Raw genomic sequence first — 14,377 nt, forward strand, 5'->3', positions numbered from 1 at the left:
GCTCGACAGAAATTAGGGGCGGGGAGGGTCGGAGTCGTATCCCGAGTGTTGCCGGACGGTTACCGACCCCTCACGGGTCGCTCCGCGGACTTGAGGGTGCGGGTCGTCCGTGGCTGGGCGCGCGGTTCCTCGCGCCCCTCGGGGGCGGAGCCGTGTGCGAGGATCGAACGCATGGGAAGTGGTGGCGGGCGACGGGTCGGACGGCCTCGGGCTGCGCAGCGGCCGGACAGCGGCCTGTCGCCGCGGGACGAACTGCTCGACGCCGCCGCCGAGTTGTTCACCACGCGGGGGTACGCCGCGACGACCACCCGTGCCGTCGCCGAGCGGGCCGGTATGCGCCAGGCGTCGATGTACCACTATGTCTCCGGCAAGGAGGAGCTGCTCGCCGAGCTCCTGGAGTCCACCGTCACGCCCTCACTGGCCTTCGCCCGGGAGCTCCTGGCCGACGACGCGACCCCGCCCGAGGACCGGCTGTGGGAGCTGTGCCGCACCGACGTCGAGCTGCTCTGCGGGGGCCCGCACAACCTGGGCGGGCTGTATCTGCTGCCCGAGGTGCGCGCCGAGCGGTTCGCCGGCTTCCATGCCGTACGGGCCGAGTTGAAGGACACCTACCGGCAACTGCTGGCCGCGACGGCCACGGGTGGCTCGTTCGTCAAGAGTGAACTCGACCTGCGGACGGATCTGCTGTTCGGCCTCATCGAAGGGGTGATCCTCGTGCACCGGTCCGACCCTGAGCGGCCCGTGTCCGCGTTCGCCGAAGCAACCGCCGACGCGGCGCTGCGGATCGCCGGAATCTGACGTACCGCCCTGCGGAGGTGCGGTTTTCGCATGCCCGTACGCCGCTACTCATCGTGTGCGAACGCATTCCGAGCGTGTAAATGGCCGAGGGTACTCCTGCCGTACGGGCGATTTCAGGTGGTTGCTGAATATGACACAGCGATGATCCGGTCGGACTAAGCTCGCCCGCGGCGCACCGAGTTGAGATGTATTCGTGCGCTTGTTCCCAAAAGTTCCGAAGATTCGGTTTGACCACGCAGTTTCCCCCACGAACTCCCCCCGACCCCAGCCGATTTTTCTCAGAGGGCATACATGGTGAGTGTTCAATCGCCTCCCGGTGGCCGTGAACTTCCCTACGCGCGTGTGCTGTTGCCGCCGGCCATACTGATGGCCGCCGTGACCGGGGCCGCCGTCGCCCTGGTGACGGGCCCGGCCCGGGCCGCCGTCGGCTGGTGCGGCGGCATCGCGACGCTGCTGGTGATCGCGGTCGCCGCCGAAGCCGTACGCCGTGGCCGCGTCATCCGTGACGTACGCGCCGAACTGGCCCGCCGTACCGCGTACCTGGAACAGCGCATCGCCGCCCACGAACAGGACATCGTGTGCTTCCACACGGAAGTCCTGCCCGCCGCGATCAGGCGCATGAACCGCGGCATGAACCCCGACCAGGTGGCGCTCCGCTTCGGCGTCGACGACCCCAGCCTGCCCCAGATCTCCGAGGTGGAACGGGACCTGCTGGGCACCTTCCTCCAGTTGCTGGACACCGAGAAGCTGATGCTCGACTCCTCGCATCGGTCCTTCGTCAACATCGCCCGCCGTGTACAGGCGATCGTCCACCAGCAGAACAAGGAACTCCGTGAGATGGAGGAGGACCACGGGCGCAACCCCGAGGTCTTCGACGACCTGCTGCGCATCGACCACGGCACCGCGCTGATCGGCCGCCTCGCCGACTCCATCGCGGTGCTCGGCGGCGGCCGCCCCGGCCGCAACTGGCCTCAGCCCGTGCCGCTGTTCAGCGTGATGCGCGGCGCGATGTCCCGGATCCTCGAGTACCGCCGTATCGAGCTGCACTCCATCGCCGACGTCGCCGTCAACGGCATCCACGTCGAACCGGTCATCCACGCCGTCGCCGAACTCCTCGACAACGCCACGCGCTATTCGCCGCCGACCAGCAAGGTGCACCTGACCGCCCTCAAGGTGCAGAGCGGTGTCGCCGTCGAGATCGAGGACTCCGGCGCCAGCTTCAGCGACGAGGCCCGCGGCAAGATGGAGGAACTCCTCCGGCAGGCCGCGGCCGGCACCGACCTCCAGGTTCTCGGCGAGGCCCCCCGGCTCGGCATGCCCGTCGTGGGCCGCCTCTCGGCGATGTACGACATGAAGATCGCGCTCCGGCAGTCCGCGTACGGCGGTGTCCGCGCGGTCGTCGTGGTGCCGAGCAACATGCTCACCGAGGACCCCGCCCCCGCTCTCGCCCACGGCATCGGCGCGAACGCCTCCGCGACCATGGACACCGACGGGGTCGAGGGGCCCAACCGCAAGCCGAAGAAGCGCCGTCCGACCACCGGACCCCGCCGCCCCGAGGACGACGAGCCCCGGGACGACGACGCCCCCCTGGTCACCGAGTGGACGGCGGGCGGCCTGCCGCAGCGCCGCAGCCGGGTCAAGACCCCGCTCAGTGAGCGCTACCGCGAGGCGGCCCGGGTCGCCGCAGAGGAAGCGGCGGCCGCGGCGGCGGCGCCCTCCTGGGACACCGTGCCCGCCGCCCCGAAGGAGGAGAAGCCTCCACCGGGCCTGTGGGTCGAGTCGTTCTGGGAAGGCCTCAAGCGCGACCCGGATCCCAACGCGTTCACCAGGAAGAATCAGCCGGCCGCCGAGGCCGACGACGAGGGGGACCTCAAGTGATCCATCAGCGGGACGACTTCGACTGGATGCTCAGGGATCTCGCTGACGGTGTACCGGGTATCCAGCAGATCGTGGTGCTCTCCGCCGACGGACTGCGCATCGCACGCTACGGCGGCAACCCGGACGCCGCCGACCGCGTCGCCGCGGCCTGCGCGGGCCTGCAGAGTCTGGCCGCGGCGGTCGCCGGCGAGGTTCCGCACAGCGACGGCACGATGAACATGGTCCTCATCGAGGTCGACAGAGGCTACTTCTACCTGATGTCCGCCGGGGCCAACGCCTATCTCGCGGTCCTGGCCAACCAGGTCGCGGAGCCCGGCCTGATGAGCAACCGCATGCGTGACCTCGTCGCCCGGATCGGTACGCATCTGACCAGTCCGCCGCGGCGCAACGGGCAGACCGTATGACTCCTCCGCAACGCCGACGGCGACACCCCAAGCAAGAGTTCACCGAGCCTCCCCAGGAGCGGCCTCCCCAAGAGGAGCAGGAAGAGGACCCCAAGAACCCCGGGCGCCTGTACCTGCTCACCGGTGGGGATGGGGAGGGCGAGCGGGCCGACCTGGACCTCGTCACCTTGATCGTGGCGCGCGCCGACGCGCCGTCGACCACCACCCAGCCGGAGCAGTCGGTGCTGCTCCGGCTCTGCCAGGCCCCGCTCTCCGTGGCCGAGCTCTCGGCCTACCTCAATCTGCCGTTCAGCGTGGTGACCGTCCTGCTCACCGAGCTGCTGGCGGCTGGACTGGTACAGGCACGCGCCCCGATCGTCCGCTCGGCGCTCCCCGACCGTTCCCTCCTCGAAGCGGTGATGCATGGACTTCAAAAGCTCTGACACGATCACCGGCCCGCGCGCCGAGGACCGTCTGCCGCACACGGCGAAATCCGCCGTGAAGATCGTGATCGTGGGCGGTTTCGGAGTCGGTAAGACGACCATGGTGGGTGCCGTCAGCGAGATCAAACCGCTGACCACCGAGGAGACCATGACGCAGGCCGGCATCGGCATCGACGACAACTACGGCTCGGAGACCAAGACCGCGACCACCGTCGCCATGGACTTCGGCCGCATCAGCATCACGGAGCAGCTGGTGCTCTACCTCTTCGGCACCCCCGGCCAGGAGCGCTTCTGGTTCCTGTGGAACGGACTCTTCGAGGGCGCGCTCGGCGCGGTCGTGCTGATCGACACCCGTCGGCTGGAAGTCAGCTTCGAGGTGATCGGCCGTCTGGAGGAGCGCGGTGTGCCGTTCGTCGTCGCCATGAACACCTTCCCGGACGCGCCCAGCTATCCGATCGAGGACCTGCGCACCGCGCTCGACCTGTCCGAGGAGATCCCGATCGTGCAGTGCGACGCGCGCCGCCGGGCCTCCAGCCGGGACGTCCTGATGACACTGATGCACTTCCTGTACTCGCTCACGATGGACCAGGCGCGCACCTGACGCTTGCGGTGACCTCGACTCTCCTCCCAGGACACCCGACCACCCCCGTGACCCCGGACACCCCCAAGACATCGGATCCACCTCAGTTTCGGAGCGATCACCGTGACGTCTGAATCCCACTCCCCGGCCGGTACGGACGACCGTACGCCCGCCCCGCCGCCCGGCTGCCCCGCTCACGGCCCCGGTCCCGGCGGACTGCACCGGCTGTACGGCACCGAGGCGGACGCGCTGGGAGACCTGTACGAGAGACTCCGCGAGGAGCACGGTGCGGTCGCCCCCGTCCTGCTCCACAACGACGTGCCGATCTGGGTGGTGCTCGGCCATGCCGAGAACATGCACCTGGTGAGCACCCCCACGCACTTCACCCGGGACAGCAGGGTGTGGAACGCGGTCAAGGACGGCACGGCCGGCCCCGACCACCCCCTCGCGCCGCACATCGCCTGGCAGCCCATCTGTTCCCACGCCGAGGGCGACGAACACCTGCGGCTGCGCGGCGCGGTCATGGGCGCCATGTCGACCATCAACCACCGCACGATCCGGCGGCACATCAACCGGGCGACCCAGCTGCTCGTCAACCGGTTCTGCGAGAAGGGCCGGGCCGACCTGGTCAGTCAGTTCGCCGAGCACCTTCCGATGGCCGTGCTGTGCGAGATCCTCGGCATGCCCGACGAGTACGACGACCGGCTGGTGCAGGCCACCCGCGACCTGCTCAGGGGCACCGAGACCGCGATCTCCAGCAACGAGCACGTCATGAACATCCTGATCCGGCACACCGCCCGGCGCCGGGCCCAGACCACCGCGGACTTCACCAGCGTCCTGATCAACCACCCGGCCGGGCTCACCGACGACGAGGTGTCCCAGCATCTGCGCCTCGTACTGCTCGCCGCCTACGAGGCCACGGCGAACCTTCTCGCCAACGTGCTGCGCGTGGTGCTCATCGACCCCCGCTTCCGTGCCCGGCTGAACGGCGGCCAGATGACGGTGCCCCAGGCGGTCGAGCAGTCCCTGTGGGACGAACCGCCGTTCAGCGCCGTCCTCGGCTACTTCGCCAAGCAGGACACGGAGTTGGGCGGCCGGCAGATCCGTCAGGGAGACGGCCTGATCCTGGGGATCGCGCCGGGCAACATCGACCCCAGGGTACGTCCCGACCTCAGCGCCGACATGATGGGCAACCGCGCCCACCTCGCCTTCGGCGGCGGGCCCCACGAGTGCCCGGGCCAGGACATCGGCCGCGCCATCGCGGACGTCGGCGTCGAGGCGCTGCTCATCCGGCTGCCCGACGTCGAACTCGAAGGCGACGAGGACGAGTTGCGCTGGCGCTCGTCGATGTCCTCACGGCACCTGGTGGAGCTGCCGGTGTACTTCCGGCCGCAGGCGCCGCAGGACGTCGAGGAAGTGCCCTCCATCAACCCCATCCCGCGGCAGCTGCCGAGCCTGCGGGTCACGACGGACGAGCCGACGGCGGCGCCCGGCCCGCAGCCGCTGCCGTCTCCCGCCGTGCCGCCGACACCGGAACCCGTACGCCGCCTCGGCGCCTGGCAGCGCTTCCTGCGCTGGTGGCGGGGCTACTGAGCCCGGTCGCCGACGATCACGCCTCCTGGGCCCAGTCGTCGTACGAGGACCAGGCCCGCAGCACCCGCTCGCTGACGAACCGGTGTGCGCGCCCCGTGATCGGATCGGTGAACTCCAGTACCCGCGCCAGCAGTTGGAGTGGACGCCGGAAGTCACCGGCCGGTACGGGGCCGGTCACCACCGGGTAGAGCGGATCACCGAGGATCGGCACGCCCAACGCGGTCATGTGCACGCGTAGTTGATGGGTCTGCCCGGTGTGCGGGAGCAGGCGGTAGCGCCCGAGTCCGTCGCGGTGGTCGGTGAGTTCGACCTCCGTGACGGCGTTCGGCTCGCCCGGCACCTCGCACGCGGCCATCACCCCGCGCTCCTTCACGATCCGGCTGCGGACCGTCCGCGGCAGCGCGAGCCCCGCGTCGTACGGGGCCACCGCCTCGTACTCCTTGCGGACCAGCCGGTCGCGGAACAGCGTCTGGTAGGCGCCGCGCTCCTCGGGCCGCACGGTGCACAGCACGAGCCCGGCGGTGAGGCGGTCCAGCCGGTGCGCGGCGCCGATCGTCGGCAGCTCGAGCTCCCGTCGCAGCCGGGCCAGCGCGGTCTCGGCGACATGGCCCCCGCGCGGGGTGGTGGCGAGGAAGTGCGGCTTGTCGGCGACGACGATGTGCTCGTCCCGGTACACCACGTCGAGGGCGAACGGGACCGGCTCCTCGTCGGGCAGCTCCCGGTGGAACCACACGAACATCCCCGGCTCGTACGCCGTGTCGGGGGCCACCGGACGCCCGTCGGCGCCGACGATCAGTCCGTCCCCGAACATCCCGTCGATCACCCCGGGCCCCGCCGCGAGCCGCTCCACCAGATGCTCCCGCACGGTGGCCCACCCCCCGTCCCGCGGCAGCCTGACCCGCACGGGGTCGACTCCGTCGCGCTGCGGCAGGGGGGAGGGCGGGATCCGGGGCTTGCGTCTCACCTGGTCAAGCGTACGAGGCTCGGGCAGGGGAGGGGCTCAGGCGTACGAGGCCGGGACCACCTCGGGCGTCTTCGCCGCCGGTGTCCGCGCCCGGTAGGCCCGGTACGCGGCGCCCGCGACCAGGGTCAGGCCCAGGAACAGCACCGTGAACCACTGGAAGTACCAGTGCCCGCCCGCCGGGTCGTACACCGCCGCCCGCGGCCAGGCGAGGTTGACGGTCATGAAGAGGCCGTAGAGGAGGGCGATCGCGTTGACGGGGACGCCCCAGCGGCCCAGCGAGAAGAGCGGGGCGCCCGTCTCGTCGGTGCCGTCGGCGGTGAACTCCCCGCGCAGCCGGCGGATCAGCAGCGGACCGGTCACCATCGCGTACGCCAGGTACAGCATCACGATGCAGGTGGTGCCGATCGCCAGGAAGGCGTCCGGGGAGGCGAAGTTGAGCAGCAGCAGGGCGGCGGCGAGGACGCCCACGACCAGGGCGGGGGCGCCCGGCATACCGGTGCGCGGGTTGACCTGGGCGAGGCGGCGGGAGAAGGGGAGCTGGTGGTCGCGGGCCATCGAGAAGAGCATGCGGCAGGCGGCGGTCTGGATCGCCAGGGTCGCCACCGCGATGGCCACCACGACGTCGGCGAGCAGTGCGCGGCCGACCCCGTCACCGAGGCTGCTGGTCAGGACGTAGCTCAGGCCGTCGACGCCGAGACGGCCGTCGGTGAGGCTCGGCGCGGCGAGCAGTCCGCCGAGCACGATCAGCCCGCCGAGCAGACCCGCCGCGCCGAGCGCGGTGAGGATCGTGCGGGGCGCGGTGCGGCGCGGGTTGTGGGTCTCCTCGCTCATCTCACCGGCGCTGTCGAAGCCGATCATGACGTACGCGGCCATGAACGAGCCCACCATCAGCGCCCCGAACAGGCCGGTACCGCCCTCGCCGGTGTGGAAGGTGATGCCGGGGGAGCGCTCGGAGTGGGTGAGCAGGAGCACGATGATCAGGACGGCGCCGATGATCTCCGCGGTGACGCCGATCCGGTTGATCAGGGACATCACACGGTTGTCGATGACGTTCACCAGCGTGGTCAGCACGAGCAGGATCACGCCGAGGACCGCCGCGTTGGCCGCGCCGTCGGGGCTGGTGGGGGTCGGATCGCTGCCGACCAGCTGGAAGCCCGACCAGATCGCGGGCAGCACCATCTGCAGAGCGAGCGCCGCCGCCGCGACCACCACGATCTGACCGATCACCATGATCCAGCCGGCGAACCAGCCGAAGGAGAGGTTCGACAGACGGGAGGACCACTGGTAGATCGCGCCGGAGATCGGATAGCGCGCGGCGAGCTCCGCGAAGCAGGCGGCGACCGTCAACTGGCCCACCAGCACGGCCGGCCACGTCCAGAAGAAGACGGGGCCGCCGAACGCGTACCCGAAGGCGAAGAACTGGAAGACGGTCGTCAGGACGGAGATGAAGGAGAAACCGGCGGCGAACGAGGCGTACCGGCCGAGGCTGCGGTGCAGCTCCTGGCGGTAACCGAACTCGGCCAGCGAGCGGTCGCCGGAGGACTCCGGTGGATCGGGGCGTACGTCGGAGGGGGCGGTGGTGGTCACGGCGGCACCTGCCTTCGGCGCGGAAGGGTGGGCGGAACGGGGGTGAGCCGAATTCCTGTCGGGTGACAGAAATTAGGGAGACCCTGTTTCGCCCGCGTGACGCGGCCGTATCCGCGGCGGGCCTAACTCCTCACGTCCTTGCCGGGGAAAGAGGCACTGCCCCGACGCCCGCGTACCAGTTCCCCTCCATGGAGGTGACCATCAAGGCCGTGGCGGCGGTGTGGCTGTCGATCCGTACGTTCAGGTCGTACCAGCGCTCCGTATGAGCCGAGGGGCGGGAGTCAGGAGGCGGTCGGCGCGGTCGCCTCCTGCTCCGCCTCCACCTGCGCGTTCCAGTCCCGCTTGCTCGCCTGCCAGCCGTCCTCGTTGTGCCCGAGGCGCCAGTAGCCGGAGATCGACAGGTCCTCGCGCGGGATCTCGCACTCGACCCGCAGCAGCCGCCGCAGCTCCTTCACGAAGCCCGCCTCGCCGTGCACGAACGCGTGCACCCGGCCCGCCGGGAAGTCGAGGGCGCGGACGGCCTCCACCAGCGCCTCGCCGATGGGCCGGTCGCCGCGGTGCAGCCAGACGACCTCCACGTCGGAGTCGATCTTCTGCTCCTCCTCGCGCCCGGAGATCTCCACGAAGGCGCGGGCCACGGCGCCGTCCGGCAGCGCCTCCAGCGCGGCACTGATCGCGGGCAGCGCGCTCTCGTCACCGGCGAGCAGATGCCAGTCGGCGCTCGCGTCGGGCGCGTAGGCGCCACCCGGACCCATGAACCGCACGACCTCGCCCGGTTGGACGCGCGCCGCCCACGGCCCGGCCAGGCCCTCGTCGCCGTGCACCACGAAGTCGAGCGTCAGCTCGCGCAGTTCGGGGTCCCAGGCGCGCACGGTGTACGTGCGGGTCACCGGCCACTGCTCGCGCGGGAGTTCCTCGCGGATCCGCTCCATGTCGAAGGGCTCGGCGTAGGTGACACCCTCCGGGGCGAACAGCAACTTCACATAGTGATCGGTGCTGGTGCCCGCGGTGAACTCGGCGAGGCCCTCGCCGCCCAGCACGACACGCTGCATATGGGGAGTCAACCGCTCGGTCCGCACGACGCGCGCGGAGTGGGGCTTCCTGGACCTGCGTGCCGGACGCTCTGCCATGACGGCCTCCTCGTTCACTCGCTTAGGCTTACCTAAGTTAGCATCTCCCCCCAGTTAACACCCCCCGCGTGAGAAGCTCCTGAGTCCCCCACAGTGGGGCTGGGGTCGCGCGGTGGGAGGGGTCGAGTCCCGCTCTACGAGTAAGGCTACCCTAAATTGAGAGTAGCATTCTCAAGAGATGAGAATGCTACTTCCCGCCCTCCTTGGTTGATTCGGCCGACCGGGTCGACTCAGTCGCCGAGCGTGGTGAGCAACCGCTGCAGCGATCCGCCCAGACCCCAGCGCGCGGCCAGCTCCTCCAGTGCGGCCGGGTCGCGCGGCGTGTGCGGCAGCGCCGTGTCGACGTCCGGCAGGGGAACGTCACCGGCGACCCGTACGACCTTGGGCGCGACGGCGACATACGGCCGCGACTCGTCGAGCCGCTTGCGCTGAGAAGGCGTCAGCTTCGCCTTCGGATCGTCGACCGCGGCCATGATCGCGGCCAGGTCGCCGAACTGGTCGAGCAGCTTGGCCGCCGTCTTCTCGCCGATCCCCGGCACCCCCGGCAGACCGTCGCTCGGGTCGCCGCGCAGCAGCGCCAGATCCGCGTATCCGCTGCCGTCGACCCCGTACTTCTCGCGCAGCCAGGTCTCGTCGGTGAGCTGGAGCGTGCCCACGCCCTTGAGGGGATACAGGACGCGCACCCCCCGCTTGTCGTCGACGAGTTGGTAGAGGTCGCGGTCGCCGGTGACGATGTCGACCGGGCCGTCGGCGCGCCCCGTGAAGGTGCCGATCACATCGTCCGCCTCGTACCCCTCGACCCCCACGCGCGCGATGCCCAGCGCGTCGAGGACCTCCTCGATGACCGGCACCTGCGGGGAGAGCGTGTCCGGCACCTCCTCCTCGTCCGGCCGGCCGGCCTCGGTCTCCACGGCGACGCGATGCGCCTTGTACGAGGGGATCAGGTCGACCCGCCACTGCGGGCGCCAGTCCGCGTCCATGCAGGCCACCAGGTCATCGGGGCGATGGTCCTTGACCAGCCGGTCGATGAAGTCGAGCAGCCCGCGCACGGCGTTCACGGGCGTGCCGTCCGGGGCCTTCACCGAGTCGGGGACCCCGAAGTAGGCCCGGAAGTACAGGGAAGCGGTGTCGAGCAGCATCAGGCGTCTGGTCACGCCTCGCATCATGCCGTACGGCACTGACAGTGACCTGGACCACTCCTGTGTTTGCTCCGTGTAAGCGGGGGCAGGCGCGGCATCGGGACAAACCCGGTTGCTTTTTCAACTGTCCGATCGAGAGGCACACGTGTCATCCAGGCTTGAGGCCGAGCATTTGTACAAGGTGTTCGGGAGACGACCCGACGCCGCGGTGGAACGGCTCCGTCAGGGAGCCGACCGTGAGGAACTGCGCGCCGACGGCACCACCGCCGCCGTGATCGACGCGTCCTTCACGGTGGAACCCGGCCAGATCTTCGTCGTCATGGGCCTGTCCGGATCCGGCAAGTCCACCCTCCTGCGCATGCTCAACGGACTCCTGGAACCCACCGCGGGCCAGGTGCGCTTCGACGGCCAGGACCTGACCGCGCTCAGCGCCCGCGCGCTGCGCGAGGTCCGCTCGAAGAAGATCAGCATGGTCTTCCAGCACTTCGCGCTCTTTCCGCACCGCAGCGTCCTGGAGAACGCGGCCTACGGCCTGGAGGTCCAGGGCGTACCCGGCGCCGAGCGCGCGGAACGCGCCACCAGGGCCCTGGAACTGGCCGGACTCGCAGGCTGGGAGAAGTCCTGGCCCGACGAGCTGTCCGGCGGTATGCAGCAGCGCGTCGGCCTCGCCCGCGCGCTCGCCACCGACGCCGATCTGCTGCTGATGGACGAGTCGTTCAGCGCGCTCGACCCGCTGATCCGCCGCGACATGCAGGACCAGCTGATCGAGCTCCAGAAGAAGCTCAAGAAGACCATCGTCTTCATCACCCACGACCTCAACGAGGCGATGCGCCTCGGCGACCGGATCGCCGTCATGCGCGACGGCCGCATCGTCCAGATCGGCACCGCCGAGGACATCCTCGTGCGCCCGGCGGACGACTACGTCGCGTCCTTCACCCAGGACGTCGACCGCTCCCGGGTCCTGACCGCCGGGGCCGTCATGGACACCGGCATCCGCGGCGACGAGGCGGACTGCGACTGCGAGACCGCCACGCCCGACACCCCCTTCGTGGACCTCTGCGCGATCAGCGCGCGTCTCACGCACCCGGTCGCGGTCCTCGACGCACAGCGCCGACTCGTGGGCGTGGTCCCGCGGCAGCGGCTCGTCGGATTCCTCGGCGACCAGCAGGGCGAACCCACCGCCTGCGCCACACCGCGCGACAAGGGCGGCAAGGGCGACAAGGTGGTGACGGCCGGTGCCTAGGATCCCGTTCGGCGACTGGGTCAACAGCGCCGTCGACTGGCTGCTGAACCACATGGCGTGGCTCTTCGACTTCTTCAAGACCGTCTTCCAGGGCACGTACGACGGCATCGACGCCGTCCTCCAGGCCCCCGAACCGCTGCTCCTCGCGGGCATCTTCGCGGTGATCGCGTTCTGGCTGCGCGGTACTTCCGCCGGTGTCCTCACCTTCGTGGGATTCGCCTTCATCGACTCCCTCGAACTGTGGGAGGACGCGATGGTGACCCTCTCGCTGGTCCTCGTCGCCACGATCATCGCGCTCGTCGTCTCGGTGCCCGTGGGCATCTGGGCGGCGCGCTCCGACCGGGTCAGCGGCATCGTCCGCCCGGTGCTGGACTTCATGCAGACGCTGCCCGCGATGATCTACCTCATCCCGGCGATCCTGTTCTTCGGCACCGGCGCCCCGGCCGGCATCGTGGCCACCCTGATCTTCGCGCTGGCGCCCGGCGTCCGCATGACCGAGCTGGGTATCCGCCAGGTCGACAAGGAACTCGTCGAGGCCGCCGACGCGTTCGGCACCACGCCCCGCGACACCCTGCTGCGCATCCAGCTGCCGCTGGCCCTGCCGACCGTCATGGCGGGCGTCAACCAGGTCATCATGCTGGGCCTGTCCATGGCCGCCATCGCGGGCATGGTCGGCACCGGCGGCCTTGGCGGCGACGTCAACGAGGCCATCGGTCAGCTGAACGTCGGCCTCGGCTCCGAGGCGGGCGTCGCCATCGTCGTCCTGGCGATCTACCTGGACCGCATGACCAGCGCCCTGGGCATCCAGGTCTCCCCGCTCGGCCGCCGCGCCGCCGCCAGACTGCGTGCCGCGCAGGGCCTGAAGATCTGGTCCTACCGCCCCCGCGCGGCCGTCGCCGTGATCGGCGTCGTGGTGCTCGCGCTGGTCGCGGGCGGCATGGGCGTCTTCGGCGGTTCGAGCACGTCGTCCACCGCGGCGGACGGCGAGAACGTCGGCCAGGGCAAGAAGATCACCATCGGGTACATCCCCTGGGACGAGGGCGTCGCGTCCACCTTCCTGTGGAAGGAGATCCTCGAGGAGCGCGGTTTCCAGGTCGACGCCAAGCAGTTCGACGCGGGCCCGCTGTACACCTCCCTCGCCCAGGGCGACATCGACTTCCAGACGGACTCCTGGCTGCCGACCACCCATGAGCAGTACTGGAAGAAGTACGGCAGCAGGCTCGACGACCTGGGCTCCTGGTACGGCCCCACCTCACTGGAGCTGAGCGTCCCCTCGTACATGAAGGGCGTCGACTCCCTGGCGGACCTCAAGGGCAAGGCCGGCACCTTCGGTGGCAAGATCACCGGCATCGAGTCCAGCGCCGGAATGATGGGCCTGCTCAAGAGCAAGGTCCTGAAGGACTACGGCCTCGACAAGGAGTACAAGGTCGTCGACAGCTCCACGCCCGCCATGCTGGCCGAGCTGAAGCGCGCGTACGCCAAGAAGGAGCCGATCGTCGTCACCCTCTGGTCTCCGCACTGGGCGTACAGCGACTACGACTTGAAGAAGCTCAAGGACCCGCGGGCCGCCTGGGGCAAGGGCGACGGCGTGCACACGCTCTCCCGCAAGGGCTTCGCGCAGGACAACCCGGTCGTCGGGCAGTGGCTGAAGAACTTCAGGATGACCGAGAAGCAGCTCACGGGTCTCGAGGCGGAGATCAACAAGGTGGGCAAGGGCAAGCAGCAGGACGCGGTGCGCGCCTGGCTGAAGCGGAACCCCGGAGTCGTCGACAAGCTGGCCCCGGTCAAGAGCGCCGCGGCCGCCGCCGAGACGAAGCGCCCGCTGGACGTGGCCTGGTTCCCCTGGGACGAGGACGTCGCCGTGACGTACCTCTGGAAGGACGTCCTGGCGCGGCGCGGCTACCAGCTGAACCTCAAGCAGATGGACGTCGGCCCCGTCTACACCGGCCTCGCCTCCGGTGACCTGGATCTCAACTTCGACGCCTGGCTTCCGTACGCCCAGTCGAACTACTGGGACCAGCACAAGAACGACCTGAGAGACCTGGGCACCTGGTACCGGCCGACTTCTCTGGAGATCGCCGTGCCCTCGTACGTGAAGGACGTCAAGTCCCTCGCGGACCTCAAGGGCAAGGCGGGCACCTTCGGCGGCCGGATCATCGGCATCGAGCCTGGCACCGGCGAGATGAACCTCCTGAAGACGAAGGTGCTTCCCGGCTACGGCCTGGACAAGGAGTACAAGGTCGTCGACGGCTCCACGCCCGCGATGCTGGCCGAGCTGAAGCGCGCGTACGCCAAGAAGCAGCCGGTCGCCGTCGTCCTGTGGTCCCCGCACTGGGCGTACAGCGAGTACGAGCTCACCAAGCTCACCGACGACAAGAAGCTCTTCGGCGAGGGGAACACGATCCGGACCGTCTCCAGCAAGAAGTTCCCCGAGCAGTACCCGCAGCTCACCGCATGGGTCAAGAACTTCAGGATGAGCGAGACCGAACTCGGCACCCTGGAGAGCGAGATCAAGCAGCGCGGCCAGGGCCATGAGGAGGCGGCCGTCGCGGCGTGGCTGAAGGAGCACCCGGACGTGGTGGAGCGGATGACGCCGCAGTAGCCGAAGGGCGTGCGGCGAGGGGTGGCCGTCGGTCGCA

Annotated in this window: 12 protein-coding genes; 8 read left to right on the forward strand and 4 right to left on the reverse strand. The window is 69.7% G+C overall.

Annotated features, from left to right (window positions below; translation table 11 throughout):
• Nucleotides 1–171 precede the first annotated feature (171 nt).
• From OG568_RS38870 to OG568_RS38895, 6 genes are all read left to right on the forward strand, one after another.
• A complete protein-coding gene (locus tag OG568_RS38870) occupies nucleotides 172–798 on the forward strand; it encodes a TetR/AcrR family transcriptional regulator (RefSeq protein ID WP_329534916.1) in 627 nt (208 codons plus the stop codon).
• Nucleotides 799–1,089: 291 nt separating this feature from the next.
• On the forward strand, nucleotides 1,090–2,676 hold the full coding sequence (locus OG568_RS38875; RefSeq protein ID WP_329534917.1) for an ATP-binding protein: 1,587 nt from the start codon (nucleotides 1,090–1,092) through the stop codon (nucleotides 2,674–2,676).
• Complete coding sequence (locus OG568_RS38880; RefSeq protein ID WP_266415991.1) at nucleotides 2,673–3,080, forward strand: roadblock/LC7 domain-containing protein; 408 nt, start codon at nucleotides 2,673–2,675, stop codon at nucleotides 3,078–3,080. Before OG568_RS38875 ends, OG568_RS38880 begins: the two co-directional genes overlap by 4 nt.
• Nucleotides 3,077–3,502, forward strand: coding sequence for a DUF742 domain-containing protein (locus OG568_RS38885; RefSeq protein ID WP_266415993.1), 426 nt, complete (start codon nucleotides 3,077–3,079; stop codon nucleotides 3,500–3,502). The genes OG568_RS38880 and OG568_RS38885 overlap by 4 nt, the downstream gene beginning before the upstream one ends.
• Nucleotides 3,483–4,103 (forward strand): GTP-binding protein, encoded by a 621-nt coding sequence (locus OG568_RS38890; protein ID WP_266415996.1) that lies wholly within the window; start codon nucleotides 3,483–3,485, stop codon nucleotides 4,101–4,103. Before OG568_RS38885 ends, OG568_RS38890 begins: the two co-directional genes overlap by 20 nt.
• Before the next feature lie 102 nt (nucleotides 4,104–4,205).
• Nucleotides 4,206–5,675 (forward strand): cytochrome P450, encoded by a 1,470-nt coding sequence (locus tag OG568_RS38895; RefSeq protein WP_329534918.1) that lies wholly within the window; start codon nucleotides 4,206–4,208, stop codon nucleotides 5,673–5,675.
• 16 nt (nucleotides 5,676–5,691) lie between these two features.
• Here OG568_RS38895 and OG568_RS38900 read toward each other — a convergent pair whose 3' ends face one another.
• From OG568_RS38900 to OG568_RS38915, 4 genes are all read right to left on the reverse strand, one after another.
• Nucleotides 5,692–6,639 carry an RluA family pseudouridine synthase gene (locus OG568_RS38900; RefSeq protein ID WP_329534919.1) on the reverse strand — a complete coding sequence of 316 codons (948 nt, stop codon included), beginning with the start codon at nucleotides 6,637–6,639 and terminating at the stop codon, nucleotides 5,692–5,694.
• Between the two features lie 36 nt (nucleotides 6,640–6,675).
• Nucleotides 6,676–8,226, reverse strand: coding sequence for an amino acid permease (locus OG568_RS38905; protein WP_329534920.1), 1,551 nt, complete (start codon nucleotides 8,224–8,226; stop codon nucleotides 6,676–6,678).
• A 281-nt stretch (nucleotides 8,227–8,507) separates the two neighbouring features.
• Complete coding sequence (locus tag OG568_RS38910) at nucleotides 8,508–9,356, reverse strand: siderophore-interacting protein (RefSeq protein WP_329534921.1); 849 nt, start codon at nucleotides 9,354–9,356, stop codon at nucleotides 8,508–8,510.
• A gap of 230 nt (nucleotides 9,357–9,586) precedes the next feature.
• The gene (locus OG568_RS38915) at nucleotides 9,587–10,519 is read right to left on the reverse strand and encodes a 5'-3' exonuclease (RefSeq protein WP_266421980.1); all 933 of its coding nucleotides are present in this window, start codon (nucleotides 10,517–10,519) and stop codon (nucleotides 9,587–9,589) included.
• A 121-nt stretch (nucleotides 10,520–10,640) separates the two neighbouring features.
• Here OG568_RS38915 and OG568_RS38920 point away from each other — a divergent pair, with 121 nt between their 5' ends.
• Together OG568_RS38920 and OG568_RS38925 are read left to right on the forward strand one after the other, a co-directional pair.
• Nucleotides 10,641–11,738: a quaternary amine ABC transporter ATP-binding protein gene (locus tag OG568_RS38920; protein ID WP_329534922.1), complete on the forward strand. Its 1,098-nt coding sequence runs from the start codon at nucleotides 10,641–10,643 to the stop codon at nucleotides 11,736–11,738.
• A complete protein-coding gene (locus tag OG568_RS38925; protein ID WP_329534923.1) occupies nucleotides 11,731–14,340 on the forward strand; it encodes an ABC transporter permease/substrate binding protein in 2,610 nt (869 codons plus the stop codon). Before OG568_RS38920 ends, OG568_RS38925 begins: the two co-directional genes overlap by 8 nt.
• Nucleotides 14,341–14,377: the final 37 nt, after the last annotated feature.

The organism is Streptomyces sp. NBC_01450 (assembly GCF_036227505.1).
Classification (GTDB): domain Bacteria; phylum Actinomycetota; class Actinomycetes; order Streptomycetales; family Streptomycetaceae; genus Streptomyces.

Bases quoted from the DNA above. Each gene is read 5' to 3' on its own strand.
- OG568_RS38870 (WP_329534916.1), top strand. From the start codon at position 172: ATGGGAAGTGGTGGCGGGCGACGGGTCGGACGGCCTCGGGCTGCGCAG.
- OG568_RS38875 (WP_329534917.1), top strand. From the start codon at position 1,090: ATGGTGAGTGTTCAATCGCCTCCCGGTGGCCGTGAACTTCCCTACGCG.
- OG568_RS38885 (WP_266415993.1), top strand. From the start codon at position 3,077: ATGACTCCTCCGCAACGCCGACGGCGACACCCCAAGCAAGAGTTCACC.
- OG568_RS38890 (WP_266415996.1), top strand. From the start codon at position 3,483: ATGGACTTCAAAAGCTCTGACACGATCACCGGCCCGCGCGCCGAGGAC.
- OG568_RS38910 (WP_329534921.1), bottom strand. From the start codon at position 9,356: ATGGCAGAGCGTCCGGCACGCAGGTCCAGGAAGCCCCACTCCGCGCGC.
- OG568_RS38915 (WP_266421980.1), bottom strand. From the start codon at position 10,519: ATGCGAGGCGTGACCAGACGCCTGATGCTGCTCGACACCGCTTCCCTG.